The 13,952-nt window shown below is 70.4% G+C and carries 12 protein-coding genes; 8 read left to right on the forward strand and 4 right to left on the reverse strand.

Features of this window, described 5'->3' with window-relative positions; genetic code table 11:
• Nucleotides 1-39: 39 nt before the first annotated feature.
• Nucleotides 40-2,835 carry a DUF3857 domain-containing protein gene (locus tag V5740_RS06455; RefSeq protein ID WP_347304245.1) on the reverse strand — a complete coding sequence of 932 codons (2,796 nt, stop codon included), beginning with the start codon at nucleotides 2,833-2,835 and terminating at the stop codon, nucleotides 40-42.
• Nucleotides 2,836-2,981: 146 nt separating this feature from the next.
• Between V5740_RS06455 and purB the strand changes: the two genes are divergently transcribed.
• From purB to V5740_RS06475, 4 genes are read left to right on the forward strand one after another with little or no spacing between them, the layout of a single operon-like run.
• A complete protein-coding gene (gene purB / locus V5740_RS06460; protein ID WP_347304246.1) occupies nucleotides 2,982-4,298 on the forward strand; it encodes an adenylosuccinate lyase in 1,317 nt (438 codons plus the stop codon).
• A 26-nt stretch (nucleotides 4,299-4,324) separates the two neighbouring features.
• Nucleotides 4,325-4,675: a LapA family protein gene (locus V5740_RS06465; protein ID WP_347304247.1), complete on the forward strand. Its 351-nt coding sequence runs from the start codon at nucleotides 4,325-4,327 to the stop codon at nucleotides 4,673-4,675.
• Nucleotides 4,672-5,358: an orotidine-5'-phosphate decarboxylase gene (gene pyrF / locus V5740_RS06470; protein ID WP_347304248.1), complete on the forward strand. Its 687-nt coding sequence runs from the start codon at nucleotides 4,672-4,674 to the stop codon at nucleotides 5,356-5,358. The genes V5740_RS06465 and pyrF overlap by 4 nt, the downstream gene beginning before the upstream one ends.
• A complete protein-coding gene (locus V5740_RS06475; protein WP_347304249.1) occupies nucleotides 5,358-5,990 on the forward strand; it encodes a phosphoribosylanthranilate isomerase in 633 nt (210 codons plus the stop codon). The genes pyrF and V5740_RS06475 overlap by 1 nt, the downstream gene beginning before the upstream one ends.
• A gap of 124 nt (nucleotides 5,991-6,114) precedes the next feature.
• Here the strand turns inward: V5740_RS06475 and V5740_RS06480 are convergent, their stop codons facing one another.
• The gene (locus tag V5740_RS06480) at nucleotides 6,115-6,930 is read right to left on the reverse strand and encodes an alpha/beta hydrolase-fold protein (protein ID WP_347304250.1); all 816 of its coding nucleotides are present in this window, start codon (nucleotides 6,928-6,930) and stop codon (nucleotides 6,115-6,117) included.
• A gap of 49 nt (nucleotides 6,931-6,979) precedes the next feature.
• Here V5740_RS06480 and V5740_RS06485 point away from each other — a divergent pair, with 49 nt between their 5' ends.
• Both V5740_RS06485 and V5740_RS06490 read left to right on the forward strand, forming a co-directional pair.
• A complete protein-coding gene (locus V5740_RS06485) occupies nucleotides 6,980-8,146 on the forward strand; it encodes an ABC transporter substrate-binding protein (protein WP_347304251.1) in 1,167 nt (388 codons plus the stop codon).
• A gap of 6 nt (nucleotides 8,147-8,152) precedes the next feature.
• The gene (locus V5740_RS06490; RefSeq protein ID WP_347304252.1) at nucleotides 8,153-9,556 is read left to right on the forward strand and encodes a hypothetical protein; all 1,404 of its coding nucleotides are present in this window, start codon (nucleotides 8,153-8,155) and stop codon (nucleotides 9,554-9,556) included.
• Nucleotides 9,557-9,559: 3 nt separating this feature from the next.
• Here V5740_RS06490 and V5740_RS06495 read toward each other — a convergent pair whose 3' ends face one another.
• Both V5740_RS06495 and V5740_RS06500 read right to left on the reverse strand, forming a co-directional pair.
• Nucleotides 9,560-10,345 (reverse strand): ABC transporter ATP-binding protein, encoded by a 786-nt coding sequence (locus tag V5740_RS06495; protein WP_347304253.1) that lies wholly within the window; start codon nucleotides 10,343-10,345, stop codon nucleotides 9,560-9,562.
• Nucleotides 10,338-11,396 (reverse strand): iron ABC transporter permease, encoded by a 1,059-nt coding sequence (locus tag V5740_RS06500; protein ID WP_347304254.1) that lies wholly within the window; start codon nucleotides 11,394-11,396, stop codon nucleotides 10,338-10,340. Before V5740_RS06500 ends, V5740_RS06495 begins: the two co-directional genes overlap by 8 nt.
• Nucleotides 11,397-11,742: 346 nt before the next feature.
• Here V5740_RS06500 and V5740_RS06505 point away from each other — a divergent pair, with 346 nt between their 5' ends.
• Both V5740_RS06505 and V5740_RS06510 read left to right on the forward strand, forming a co-directional pair.
• Nucleotides 11,743-12,648, forward strand: a complete 906-nt coding sequence (locus V5740_RS06505) for a hypothetical protein (RefSeq protein WP_347304255.1) — start codon at nucleotides 11,743-11,745, stop codon at nucleotides 12,646-12,648.
• A gap of 37 nt (nucleotides 12,649-12,685) precedes the next feature.
• Entirely contained in the window at nucleotides 12,686-13,837 is a 1,152-nt protein-coding gene (locus tag V5740_RS06510) for an amidohydrolase (RefSeq protein ID WP_347304256.1), read from the forward strand.
• Nucleotides 13,838-13,952: the final 115 nt, after the last annotated feature.

The raw sequence follows: 13,952 nt of genomic DNA on the forward strand, positions 1-13,952 counted from the left end.
CCCGACTCCGGCCGTCGCGGTTCGACACTCCCCGACCACTCAGTCCACTTCGATCCCGTACAGGGCGTAATACCGCTTCAGCGACGGTACGCGCGCCAACGCCGCGGCTATGTCGGCTTGGCCACCGGTATCGCCCATCTCGCGGCGAACGACCCCGCGCATGAACAGTGATCCGTCCATCTCCGGGCTGGCGGCCAGCGCGGCATTGAGGTCCTTCAGCGCCTCGGGCAGACGACCCAGGCGAAAATTGGCGAACCCGCGACTGTCCAGCACCGGTGGCGACCAATCCGCTGATTCGAGCGCCCTGGTGCAGATGTCGGTCAGGTCCTGCGTGTTGAAATCCCAAATTGCCTGATACCAGCACCGGGCATTGAGCAGCGCCGGATCGTCCGGCCGTTCGTCCAGCAGTGCATCCAGCCGGTCCAGACCTTCCTGCTTGCGGCCGGCCTGCGCGTCCAGGTCGCTCAGCATGGCTGCGAAGTTCCGCTGCTCCTCGCTGGTGCCGCCATAATCGTGGATCAGCGCGATCGCCTCCTCCACCTGCCCCATGTAGCGCATCAGCGTCGCCCGCTGGTCCACCGCGGCCATGTCGCCATTCAGCTCGTATGCCTGCTCCGCATCGGCCAGCGCCAGCTCCATCTCGCCCAGATCGGCATGCAACCGCGACCGCCACAGCAGGGTATCCGCATCGGGCTCCTGATCGATCACACGGGTCAGGTCTTCCTTCGCGCCGGCGAAGTCGTAGGTCATCTGGCGGAATCGCGCGCGGTTGCGATATCCCTCCACCTCGTCGGGGTCGTCGGCGATCAGCTTGGCATAGGCCGCCTCGATCGGCGCGACCCGCGTACGATCTGCCTTGCCCGCAAACGCGAAGCGCCGCTCCACCCCGTCGGGCGCGCGCAGGGTCAGGGTGGTGGAGCCGAACCGGCTCGCCTGTCCGCGCGCCTCGGTCGCCGCCGCGGGCGCCAGTTCACCGCCCGGCCAGCCGGCGCTGTCTGTCACGATCAGCGTGGAGCCGTCCAGCGTGGCCTGCCGCGCCAGCCGCATGCCCGCGATCTCCTGCGTGAAGCTGTCCTTGCCGTCCAGCCGGTATGCCGCGCTGCCACTCTCGGGCAGCAGCACCGTCATCTGCGTCTGCTGCCAATAGGGGCCGGGCAGCACCACCGGAATGTCGCGCCAGGCGGATCGGGCGCGGTCCGGGCGGAACTCGAAACCGCTGGTCGGCAGGTCCACGCTCCGCGATCCGCGTCCACGCTCCCACCGCCACGGCGAGGTCATCAGCGCCGTCGCGCACAGCGTCGCGGCATTGGCCGCGCTGTCGACCGTGATGGCGCTGTCCACCACCGCCGCCTCGCCCAGCACGTTGCTGACGAAGCCTTGCGCGAACTCCTTGCGCTGCTCCTCCGTCGCCTGCGCATCGATCATCCGGAACGCGCCGGCCGCCGCGCCCAGCACCTTCCATTCCCCTTCCACCAGCACCGGCAGGTCCAGCCCGGCGCGATGGTCGAAGGTGACGCGGCCCTGCTGGTCGAAACTGGTCTGCGGCCGCTGTGCCATGGCGATCAGGTCGGCGCCTTCGTCACGCAGCGGCAAGGCATGGTGGAAGGCCGGCACCTCCTCCACCACGGCCAGGCTGGCGCCGCTGCTGGTGCCGTCCAGCCAGTAATCGGTGCCCGCGACCGTCGCGCGAACGATCACATGGTCGAACGCCCCCGGCAGCGGCAGCATGCCCGGCAGCCCGTCGCCCGCCTGGCTCGACACCAGCACCGGCTCCGCCTCGATCCCCAGACCGCGCAGCAGGGTCAGCAGCAGCACCGTCTTGGCCTTGCAGTCGCCATAGCGGGCGGTCCACGTCTCGCCGGGAGCCTGCGGCATGTAATTGCCGCCGTTCATTCCGTTGGCGAGGTAGGCGATCTCGTCCTGCACCAGGCGCAGGGCGGCCACCGCCCGCTCCAGCTCGCCGGCGTGCCCTTCCCGGATCGCCGCCACCTGTGCGGTCAGTGCCTGATTGCTGTCCAGCACGCCGTCCGTCGCGTAAAGCGGCGCCATGATCCGGCTGACCTCCGCCCAGTCGGCGAAGGTGCCGGCCTGCATCAGGCGCGGCATGCGGTAACGGACAGGTGCATCCTCCGGCATCGGCGCCGGCTCGGCCAGCGGCAATGCCAGTTCCACGGTGACGAAGCCGCCCTGCGTCTTTGCCTCGGGCGCGGTCACGCCGTCGCTGACCTGCCAGCGTACCGGCGCGTTCTCGGGCCAGGACATGCGCAGCCGTCCGAACGCCGCCTCCATCGGCTTGGCCGGCAGCGGGCTGATCTGCTGCACTTCCCCATCCAGCGTCTGATCGGCCTTCGTGATGGAGAAGGCGAGCCGCAGCACGTCGCCCACGCGCAGGCCGGGCACCGCCAGGGTCGCGGTGCGTGCGCCGTCCAGGCTGCGCTGCTCCAGCTGCATCTCCCGGCGCAGCACGTCGAAGGTCGCGCCGCCGGCGACAACGTCGATCTCCTCGCCCCCGCGCATGATCGCGACACGATGGATGATAAGGTCGCCCTTGTCGGGCAGCCACGATGCCTGCAGCGTGCCCGCGGCGCTCAGCATCTGCGGGCTGTCGATCCGCACCGCCTGCTCGGCATAGCTCCAGAGGCGGCCGTCCTCGATCCGGTGCTGCTCGTCCCAGATCTGCAGCGGCGTGGTGCTGCGGCCTTCGGGCAGGCTCGCCACCTCCACCCAACCCGGCGCCGGCTGGTACAGCACCGTTTCGCCCGCCAGTGCCGGCGCGCCGGCCGCCCACATCATCACCGCTGCCGAAACCAGCGGCAGCTTGCCCCCAAATCGCATTGATAAGTCCCCGTAATCCCCGTCTGGCGCGCATAGAACCACGCCAGCGGCCCCGTGGCAATCGCCCGCGCCGCCTTGCCAAGCGGACCCCTGCGCCATAACGGGCGCGCTCACCCGCCTGCCCCTCGCCGATGGAGCTACGCCCGATGGTCCCCCGCTATTCCCGCCCCGCCATGACCGCCCTGTGGGAGCCGGAGGCGCGCTACCGCATCTGGTTCGAGATCGAGGCGCTGGCGACGGAGAAGCTGGGCGAGCTGGGCGTCGTCCCCGCCAGCGCGGCGGAGGCGTTGTGGGCCTGGTGGCGGACCGATCCGGCGATCGACGTGCCTGCGATCGACGCGATCGAGGCGGTGACCAAGCATGACGTGATCGCCTTCCTCACCTGGGTGGCGGAGCAGGTGGGCGACCAGGCGCGCTTCATGCACCAGGGCATGACCAGTTCGGACGTGCTCGACACCACGCTGGCGGTGCAGCTCGCGCGCTCGGCCGACCTGCTGCTGGCCGACATGGACGCGCTGCTCGCCGCGCTGGAACGCCGCGCACGCGAACACAAGTACACCCCCACGATCGGCCGCAGCCATGGCATCCATGCCGAACCGGTGACATTCGGCCTGAAGCTTGCGGGCTATCACGCTGAATTTGCGCGCAACCGCGCCCGCCTGCTGGCCGCGCGGGCGGAGATCGCCACCTGCGCCATCAGCGGCGCGGTCGGCACCTTCGCCAATGTCGCGCCGGAGGTGGAGGAATTCGTGGCCGAGAAGCTCGGCCTGCAGCCCGAAACCATCTCCACCCAGGTCATTCCGCGCGACCGGCACGCGATGTTCTTCGCCACGCTGGGCGTCATCGCCAGCTCCATCGAACGGCTGGCGGTCGAGATCCGCCACCTGCAACGGACCGAGGTGCTGGAGGCGGAGGAGTATTTCAGCCCCGGCCAGAAGGGCAGCAGCGCCATGCCGCACAAGCGCAACCCGGTGCTGACGGAGAACCTGACCGGTCTTGCCCGCATGGTCCGGTCCGCCGCGATCCCCGCGATGGAGAACGTGGCGCTGTGGCACGAACGCGATATCAGCCATTCCAGCGTCGAGCGCTTCATCGGGCCCGATGCCTGCATCACGCTGGACTTCGCGCTCGCCCGCCTGACCGGCGTCGTCGACAAGCTGGTGATCTACCCCGACCGCATGCAGGCGAACCTCGACCGGATGGGCGGCCTCGTCCATTCGCAGCGCGTGCTGCTGGCGCTGACGCAGGCGGGGGTCAGCCGGGAGGATTCCTACCGGCTGGTGCAGCGCAACGCGATGAAGGTGTGGGAAAGCGATGGCAGGCTGTCGCTGCTCCAGCTGCTGCAGGCTGACCCGGAAGTGACTGCGGCGCTGTCGGCTGACCAGTTGGCGGAACGCTTCGATCTCGACTATCACTTCGCGCAGGTGGACCGGATCTTCGACCGGGTGTTTGGCGCCGCCTGACAAGGGAGCGAAGGCCGATGCGGATCATGCGCACCATTCTGTGGGTCCTGCTGCTGGCGGCGCTGCTGCTGTTCGCGGTGACCAACTGGACGCCGGTGGAACTGCGCATCTGGGACAACATCGTGCTGGAAACCCGCCTGCCCGCGCTGGTCATCGTCGCCTTCGTCGCGGGCCTTGCCCCCATGTGGCTGCTGCACCGCGCGCGGGTGTGGAACCTGAAGCGGCGCATCGCCTCGCTGGAAAGCAGCGTGCGGACCGCCGCGATGGCAGCGCCCGCGGACACCCCCATCGCCGCCACACCCGTGACCGCGACCGCGACCGCTTCGGCGGACCCGGCCCCGGCCGGTACACCGCATCCTTTCGGAGAGCCACTTTGACCAACCCCGTCTTTCTTGCGCTGGACCTGCCGCGGCTGGATGCGGCGGTCGCGCTGGCGGGCAAGGTCCGCGGCCATGTCGGCGGGCTGAAGCTCGGCCTCGAATTCTTCTGCGCGCATGGCCACCACGGCGTGCACGAGCTGGCACAGCTCGGCATGCCGATCTTCCTCGATCTGAAGCTGCACGACATCCCCAACACCGTCGCCCGCGCGATGCAGGCGATCCATGTGCTGGAACCGGCGATCGTCACCATCCATGCCGCTGGCGGGCGTGCGATGATGGAGGATGCGAAGGCCGCCGCCGGCGAACGCTGCAAGGTAGTCGCCGTGACCCTGCTGACCAGCATGGACGATGCCGACCTCGCGCAGACCGGGGTGGGCGGCAGCGCGCATGACCAAGTGCTGCGCCTGGCCGACTTGGCGCAGGAGGCCGGTGTGGACGGGATCGTCTGCTCCGGGCACGAGGTCGCCGCCGTCCACCAGCGGTGGAAGAACGGGTTCCTGGTGGTGCCCGGCCTGCGCCCGGCCGACAGCCTGCCCGGCAATCGGGCGGGCGACCAGAAGCGGGTGGTCACGCCGCGCGCGGCCCGCGATGCCGGCGCCTCCGTGCTGGTGATCGGCCGCCCGATCACCCGCGCCGCCGACCCGCTCGCCGCCGCCCGCGCGATCGAGGCGACCCTGTAGTGCCGGCACCCGCCGTCAAGATCTGCGGTCTCAGCACGCCCGACACGATCGACGCGGCGGTGGCTGCCGGTGCCAGCCATATCGGCCTGGTCCACCATCCCGACAGCCCGCGCCACGTCTCTCTGGCGGACGGCGCCCGGCTGCGCGCCCGCGTGCCCGAACGCGTCAAGGTCGTGCTGCTGCTGGTGAACCAGCAACCGCAACCCACGCTGGAGGCGATTGCCGCCATCCGGCCGGACATCATCCAGTTCCACGGGCGCGAAACGCCCGAATGGCTGGCGCTGCTGCGCGGGCAGACCCGCATCGGCGTGTGGAAGGCGTTCGGCCTGCGCGATGCCGCCGCGCTGGAACGCGCGCGCAAATACGAAGGCACCGCCGACCTCCTGCTGTTCGACGCGCCCGCCAGCAAGCTGCCCGGCGGCAACGGCCTGCGGCTCGACTGGTCGCTGCTGACGGGCTTCCGCCCCTTCATGCCCTGGGGACTTGCCGGCGGTTTAAATCCCACCAACGTCGCCGACGCCGTGCACCAGACCGGCGCGCCGCTGGTGGATGTCAGCTCAGGTGTGGAAACTGCACCGGGCGTAAAGGACCCCGGCCTGATCCGGGACTTCGTGAAGGCGGCTGCGGCGTAAGCTCGCGCTCGCCGTCGCAACCACTCGTCGCCCCGGACCTGATCCGGGGCCCCGCTGAACCTTTGGGTGCAGCGTCAGAAATGCCGGATCAAGTCCGGGATAACATTACGTCAAGTCCCTCTCCTTACGCCCCGGAAGCCATCCGCAGCATCCGCGGCACTGCCGCCGACAGCACCGATGCATGGTCCTCCTCCGGCAGCAGGCGGAACTGCGCGTGCTCCTCCCCCAGCACGCCCGTCAGCAGCGCGGCGATGTCGCGCGCCCCCGCTACCATCTGCCGCGCCTGCCGCCGGGCCAGCGCGCTCGCGGCGTCGGGCGCGCTCGCCTGCCATGGTGGCAGCGCATCCTCCCACTCGCCGATGCACACCAGCGCGCGCCGATCGCCTGGCGCACGCGCCAGCCCCGCCTCCAGCACCGGCCGGTCCCACCAGGTGGACGGGCTGATCGCGGCATAGTTGCGGAAGGATCGCGGGTGCGTCGCCAGCACCCACAGGGTGAAGTACCCGGCCAGCGAATGCCCCCACAGGGTCGTGCGCCCCTCGTCCAGCGGCGCGCGCGCGGCCACCTGCGGCCGTACCTCCTCCAGCAGGAAGCGCAGGAACGCCTCCGCCCCGCCGGCCTCCGGCCGGTCCGCCATGGGCGAGGTGAACACCCGCTGCCGCCGTGCCCGATCACCGTCGGCTGCGCTAATGCCGACGATCACCAGCGGCACGACCGCCGTCGCATCGCTCCGCCGGCTCATCCGCCGCATCGCCTCCACACAGGTGCCGAAGCAACCGGCCCCGTCCAGCAGCCATACCGAAGGCCAGCCGCCCTCGGGCGCCGGTCCTTCGGGCACCAGCAGGTCGATCCGGTACTCGCCGACGACCTGGCTGGTCGCACCCGGCAGGCGGAAACAATCGTCAGGCTGCGTCATCACGTTCTTTACAATCATTATCATTTAGGCAAAAGGCGCATGCAGCCTGCAGCATCAGGGGGGACGGGGCAAGATGACCATTCGCATGGGCGTGACCACCGCCCTGCTCGCGTTCGCGCTGGCTGGGCTCGGTATCTCCGGTTGCCGGCAGGCCGATGCGCCGCAAGCCGACGCAAGTGCCTCCACCACCCTTGTCGATGTGCGTGGCCGGCCGGTGCGGGTGAACGGCCCGGTCAGCCGCATCGCCATTGACGATTCACGCTACCTCGTCGCGCTCGGGCTGATCCATCCCGATCCCGGATCGCTGCTGGTCGCCTGGCCGCAGGACGTGAACCGGCTGGGCGACGAGACCTACCAGCAGTTCCTGGCGAAAAGCCCCGCCCTCGCCACCCTGCCCAAGGTGGCGAGTTCCGCCGGCAGCTTTGATCTTGAACAGGTGCTCGCCGCGCGCCCGCAACTCGCGCTGCTGTCGCTGGAAAGCGGCGTCACGGACGCGCAGATCGCCCAGCTTGAAGGGGCCGGCATCACCGTCGCGGTGGTCGATTTCTTCGTCCAGCCGCTCCAGAACCTGGAACGCAGCCTGCGCCTGCTTGGCGAAGTCACCGGCCGGCAACAGCAGGCCGACGCATTCATCGCCTTCCGCAAGCAGCACATGGACCGCATCGCCACCGCCGTCGCCACCCTCCCCGCCACTGACCGGCCGACCGTCTTCCTGGAGGCGCATGCCGGCATGGGTGGTGATTGCTGCAACAGCCCGGGACGCGGCAATATCGGCGACTACCTCGCCTTTGTCGGCGGGCACAATATCGGCGCTGACGTGATCGAGCAGAGCTTCGGCAAGCTGAACCTTGAATATGTCATCAGCCGCGATCCCGCGATCTATATCGGCACCGGCGGGCCGCATCTGGCGAAGGCCAACGGTCTGGTGCTGGGCGCGGGGGTCACGCCGGCCCAGGCGCAGGCCGCGCTGCGCCGCGTGACGCAGCGGCCGGGCATCGCCGGCCTCACCGCCGTACGGCAGGGCCGCGCCTATGGCTTCTCGCACCAGCTCATCAATTCCCCGCTCGACATCGTGGCGGTGGAGACATTCGCCCGGTGGCTGCACCCGGACCTGTTCGCCGACCTGGATCCTGCCGCCACGCTCGACACCATCAACACCCGGTTCCTGGCCGTGCCCTATCGCGGCACTTTCTGGACGGGGCCCCTCACCGGTTCTTCGGCCGCTTCACCTCAGGAGTAAGTCCTCATGCTGCCCACCTTCCGCCGCGCCGGCTTGTCGCTGCTCGCCGCCACCTGCCTGCTGTCGGGCACCGTCCATGCACAGGACGCGTTCTCCACGCTGGACCGCACGGCGGAGGCGCGGATCAGCTTCTCCGGTCCTGACCGGATGACCCCGATCAAGGCCGGCTCCACCGTCACGGTCAGCGGCCAGGGGTTCGAGCCGGGGCAGCAGGTCACGCTGATGATCGGCACCACCCCGCTCGGCACCCCGCTGACGGCGGATACCGAGGGCGCGATCACCGGTACCGTCGCCGTCCCCGCCGGCGCGGTCAGCGGCAACCACCCGATCGTCGCCGTTACCTCGGCGCCCTACACCGCGCTTGTCGCCGACCTGAAGGTCAGCCCGGACGTGCCGCTGTCCGGCCAGGACCGCTTTACCATCGCCAGCGGCGTCGCCGCGCGTGGCATCTACCAGACGGCCTACAGCCCGAAGGCGGACGCGATCTTCGTCACCACCTCCGTCGGCCGCCCGCCGGTCACGCAGTCCGAACTGGTGAAGATGGATCCCGACACGCTGGCGGTGGAAGCCCGCGTGACCCCCGCGCCCGCCCCGGCGCAGGCGCCCCGCCCCGGCCAGCCGGCGCGTGAACCGGGTGTCTTCGCCGTCTACGGCGTGGGCGTGGACGATGCCGCCGGCACCGTGTGGGTCACCAACACCCGCCAGAACACCGTCGCCGTCTACAACCAGGCCGATCTGTCGCTGGTGAAGCAGTTCGATCCCGGCGCCGTCGCCCACCCGCGCGACGTGCGCGTCCACGCGGGCAAGGCCTATGTCGCCGCCACCAACGAGCCCTATGTGGCCGTGATCGACACCGCCACGATGGAGCCGCTCGCCCCTATCCAGATCCAGTCGGGCAAGCGCGGCGAGGCGTTCGGCGGCGCCAGCCTGTCGCTCGATGCGGCGAACAACCGCCTCTACGTCGTCAGCCTCTCCTCGGCAGAGGTCGCGGTGATCGACACGACCAGCGGCCAGGTGGGCAAGGTATTCCCGCTGCCGGGCGCGCAGGGTGCGATCGGCGTCTCGCACGATCCCGCCACCGGCCGCATCTATGTCGCGGCGCAGGGTACGGACAATCTGCTGGTGCTGGACGGCCAGACCGGCGCGGTGATCGCCGACACGCCCGTCGGCGCCGGCGCGCTGAACGTGGTGTTCGATCCGGCGACGAAGCAGGCCTATGTCACCAGCCGCGGCGCGGGCACCGTGACCGTCACCGATGCGGATGGGAAGATCGTCGCCAATCTCGGCCCTGCGCCGATGGCCAACCATGTCACGCTGGGCGAACCGGGCGTGGTCTACGCCTCCGTCAAGTCCGGCCAGGCCGCGGGCGAGGATGGCGACACGGTGATGCGCATCACTCCCAAGCAGTAAGGATCAGGGCAGGATGTCGTCGATCAGCACGCGCAGATCGGCGCCATCCTGCTCCACCCGTCCGGCCACGCGGTAGACCTCCGCCAACACACCGGCACTGATCGCCTGCGCCGGGGCGCCATCGGCCATGACCCGCCCTTCGTGCAGCACCACCACCCGGTCGGACCAGCGCGCCGCAATGGCGAGGTCGTGCAGCACCATCACCACGATCATCCCGCGCTCCGCCGCCAGCTGCCGCACCAGCTTCATGACGCGGAGCTGATAATACAGGTCCAGCGCGCTGATCGGCTCGTCCAGCAGCAGCACGCGCGGCCCGCGCGCCAGTGCCTGCGCCAGCGAGGCCAGTTGCCGCTGCCCGCCCGACAGGTGATCCAGGCCCGTCAGCGCCTTGCGCCCGATCCCGACCAGCTCGATCACCTTCAGCGCACGCGCCATTAGCGCCGCGTCGGATAGCGTCGGCCCCTCCACCGGGCTGGCGCGCAAGGCGCCCGCCACCGCCTCCAGCACGCTCAGCGCCACGCGCTGCGGCAGGCTCTGCGGCATGTAGGTGACGGCGCGCGCATGCTCCACCAGCGGCAGCGACAGCAGCTCCTGTCCGCCCAACCGCACATGGCCGGTGGCAGGGTGCAGCCCGGCCAGCGCGCGCAACAGCGTCGTCTTGCCCGCTGCATTGGGGCCGATCAGCGAAGTCACCGTCCCCGGCCGCAGCTCCGGCAGGTCCAGCCCGCCGATGATCGCGCGCCCGCTATAACCTGCCGTCAGGCCGGTGATCTCCAGCCCGTCAGACACGGTTCGGCCGCCGCAGGATCAGGAGGAGGAACACCGGCACCCCGATCAGGCTGGTGACGATCCCGACGGGCAGCAGCACGCCCGGCACCAGCACCTTGGACAGCACGCTCGCCAGCGACATGATGACCGCGCCCGTCAGGATGGAGGCGGGCAGCAGGAACCGGTGATCCTCCCCCAGCAGCATCCGCGCGATGTGCGGGCCGACCAGGCCGATGAAGCCGATCGTGCCCACGAACGCCACCGCCGTCGCCGCCAGCGCGCTGATGCGCAGCAGGCTGAACAGCCGCAACCGCCGGACATCGATGCCGAAGCTGCGCGCCCTGTCTTCCCCCAGCCTCAGCGCGGTCAGCGCATCCGCCGCGCGCCAGCTGAACGGCAGCACGGCGGCGACCACCACCGCCAGCGTCGCCAGCCCGCCCCAGGTCGACCGGCCGAGCGAGCCCATGGTCCAGAACACCAGCTGGCTCAGCGCCTCCTGGCTCGCCACGAACTGCAGCAGCGCGACCGCGGCGTTGAAGGTGAACACCAGCGCGATGCCGAACAGCACCACACCCTCGGTGCCCGCCGCGCGGCTGCGCGCCAGCGCCTCCAGCAGCAGCACGGATGCGAAGGCGGCGATGAAGGCGTTCAACGGCACCATCCAGTCCGCCGGCACGAACGGCAGGCTGATGCCGCTGACGATCGCCAGCGCCGCGCCGAAGCTCGCCGCGCTCGACACGCCCAGCGTGAACGGGCTCGCCAGCGGGTTGTTCAGGATCGTCTGCATCTCCGCGCCCGCCAGCGACAGCGCCGCACCCACCAGCAGCGCCATCAGGGCATAGGGCAGCCGCACCTGCCGGATGATGGTTACTTCCGGCATGGTCAGCTGGTCGGGACGGAACAGCCCCAGCACCACATCCGCCAGCCGCAAGGGCGACGGCCCGGTGGAGATGTCGAGCAGGAACGCCGCCAGCCCCAGCACCACCATGCCGGCGAGGATCAGCTCCCGCCGCCGCCGCGTGGCGCGATACGCCGACAGGATCGCCGCGCCATCATGTCCGTTCCCGTGCATTGCGGCCCGCGTTGACGCAAACGCCCCGCAAAGTCACGCACCCTTGATCCTCCCCATCACCGATGGGGAGGGGGACCGCTCGCGCAGCGAGTGGTGGAGGGGCATGGCGCGACGCCTCGCGCCACGGCTGTCCTACACGCCCCCATCTGCATAATAGGCCCGATTCGCCCACCCGCTCCCCAGACCGGAGACACCCGCGAATCATGACGCCGCAACCCGCCCCTGCAACGATCCGCCATGACGGCTGGACGCCCGAACGCACCACCCGCTTCCTCGACAGCCTGGCCGCGCGCGGCAATGTCCGCCGCGCCTGCGCCGCCGTCGGCCTCTCGCCGGAGGCGGCCTATTGCCATCGTCGCCGCGATCCGCTGTTCGCGCGCGGCTGGGCCGCCCCCTGGTGCTGGCGCGGGAGGAGGCGGAGCAGATCCTGGCCGATCGCGCGCTGGACGGGCAGGAGGAGGATGTCTGGTTCCGCGGCGAGGTGGTCGGCACCCGCCGCCGGTACGACAATCGCCTGCTGCTCGCCCATCTGGCGCGGCTGGACCGCGCCGCGGAGGCGCCGGTGGCCCGCGCCGATGCCGCCCGCTTCGATGAAGTGCTGGCCCGTGTCGCCGGCGAACTCCCGCCGCCCGAACTGCTGGCCCGGCCCGATGATCTGCTGCCGCGCGACCGGGCCGGCGCACTCGCCCATGCGGCGGAGGTCGAGAGCCTGTGGCAGGACATCGTGGTGCGCAAGCACGGCCTGCAAGGCTGGATCAACGGCGCTGCCGAACAGGCGGAGGAGGCGGAGGCCGCCGCCACCCGCATCCGGGAGGAGGCGCATGCCGACATCGAGCAGCCGGAGCCGACCGGGCCCCGGCCGCAACCCGGCTCCGACGAATATTACGCCAACATCCGCCGCATCAGGCGCAACCGCACGATCCGCGCCCGCACACAGGCCGGCACGCTGTGGGATGGCTGGCGCGATACCGCCTGGCGGCTGGTGGACGCGCAGACCGGGCGGCAGGCATCGCCTGGGACAGTGTCAGATGTGTCAACTTCGCTGCCGGCGGCACCGCCCCCGGACCTTGCCCCGCTGGCCGTGCTCCTCGCCAGCGCCGCGCCCGCTCTGCCGCCCTTCATCGCGCCGGCGCCGGTCGTCCCTGCCGTCGCAAGCAAGCGCGCGATGTGCAGCATGGAGCGGGGCGCGGACACCCCACGCGCCACGATGCGGTTCACGCCGGTCAGGCACAAGGCGGCTGCCCTGCGGTGACTGGCACGCATCCGCCCGGCCCGCTACAGCCTCCGGCATGACCATCCCCGCCGACCTGCACGATCTCGCCCCCGTGATGACCGGGTGGCGGCGCGACCTGCATCGCCACCCCGAACTCGCCTTTGCCGAACACCGCACCGCCGCCTTCGTCGCGGAACGGCTGCGCGCTTGCGGGCTCGATCCGGCGACGGGCATCGGCGGGACGGGAGTGGTAGCGGTGGTGGACAGCGGCCGGCCCGGCGCCACCATTGCGCTGCGGGCCGACATGGACGCGCTGCCGATGACGGACGAAGGCGGGCGCGACTGGCACTCCACGGTGCCGGGCGTCGCCCACACCTGCGGCCATGATGGCCATACCGCCGCGCTGCTGGGGGTGGCGCAGCACCTCGCCGCGCATCCACCCGCCAGTGGGCGGGTCGTGCTGATCTTCCAGCCGGCGGAGGAGAACGGCCAGGGTGCCCGCGCCATGATCGCGGACGGCCTGCTCGACCGCTGGCCGTTCGACGAGGTCTACGCCTTCCACAACATGCCGCTGCTGCCACCCGGCACCGCCGGCATCCGCACCGGCCCGGTGCTGAACGGCTACATAATCTGGGACATCTTGGTGGAAGGTGTGGGTGGCCACGGCGCCGCCTTCTTCAAGGCGGTCGATCCGTTGCAGGCCGCCGCCCGCTTGGCGGTGGAGATCTCTTCCATCGCCGGGCGCTACCTCGATCCGGCGGAAAGCGGCCTCGTCACGTGCTGCTCGCTGCAGGCGGGCAGTTCGCACAACATCATCCCCGCCTCGGCCACGCTCGGCGGGACCCTGCGCGCGCTGAAGCCCGATGTGCTGGCGCTGTTGTGGGACCGGTTGCAGCAGGCCTGCACCGGCATCGCCGCGCTGACCGGCTGCACGATCACCTGCCGCGCCCAGGCGGAGGTGCCGCCATGCGTCAATCATCCGGACGCCGCCGACCACGCCGCCGCCATTGCCGCGCAGGTGTTGGGGCAGGGTCGCGTGGTGCGCGACCATCCGCCCTACCCCTTCACGGACGACATGGCCCTGCTGCTGCAGGCTGCCCCCGGTGCCTATCTGTTCCTGGGGCAGGACAGCGCGATGTGCCACCACCCGGCCTACGATTTCGACGATGCGCTACTGCCCCAGGCGGCGGCGATCTTCGCCGGGATCGTCAGGCACAGGTTGGGATGAACGGCATGCCACACCCTCCGATTGACAGGCTCTGCAGCGCGTCCGTATCGCCATACCGCGCCGCAACAGCAGGGAGGCAAGCATTGAGGCAGCAGCACCTCACCATCGCCGCAGT

Origin of the sequence: Croceibacterium sp. TMG7-5b_MA50 (genome assembly GCF_039830145.1) — a bacterium.
Lineage (GTDB): Bacteria > Pseudomonadota > Alphaproteobacteria > Sphingomonadales > Sphingomonadaceae > Croceibacterium.

Excerpts from the sequence above, each read along its gene's own strand:
- V5740_RS06455 (WP_347304245.1), bottom strand. The coding sequence starts at position 2,835 with ATGCGATTTGGGGGCAAGCTGCCGCTGGTTTCGGCAGCGGTGATGATG.
- purB (WP_347304246.1), top strand. The coding sequence starts at position 2,982 with ATGGTCCCCCGCTATTCCCGCCCCGCCATGACCGCCCTGTGGGAGCCG.
- V5740_RS06465 (WP_347304247.1), top strand. The coding sequence starts at position 4,325 with ATGCGCACCATTCTGTGGGTCCTGCTGCTGGCGGCGCTGCTGCTGTTC.
- V5740_RS06480 (WP_347304250.1), bottom strand. The coding sequence starts at position 6,930 with ATGATAATGATTGTAAAGAACGTGATGACGCAGCCTGACGATTGTTTC.
- V5740_RS06485 (WP_347304251.1), top strand. The coding sequence starts at position 6,980 with ATGACCATTCGCATGGGCGTGACCACCGCCCTGCTCGCGTTCGCGCTG.
- V5740_RS06490 (WP_347304252.1), top strand. The coding sequence starts at position 8,153 with ATGCTGCCCACCTTCCGCCGCGCCGGCTTGTCGCTGCTCGCCGCCACC.
- V5740_RS06500 (WP_347304254.1), bottom strand. The coding sequence starts at position 11,396 with ATGCACGGGAACGGACATGATGGCGCGGCGATCCTGTCGGCGTATCGC.
- V5740_RS06510 (WP_347304256.1), top strand. The coding sequence starts at position 12,686 with ATGACCATCCCCGCCGACCTGCACGATCTCGCCCCCGTGATGACCGGG.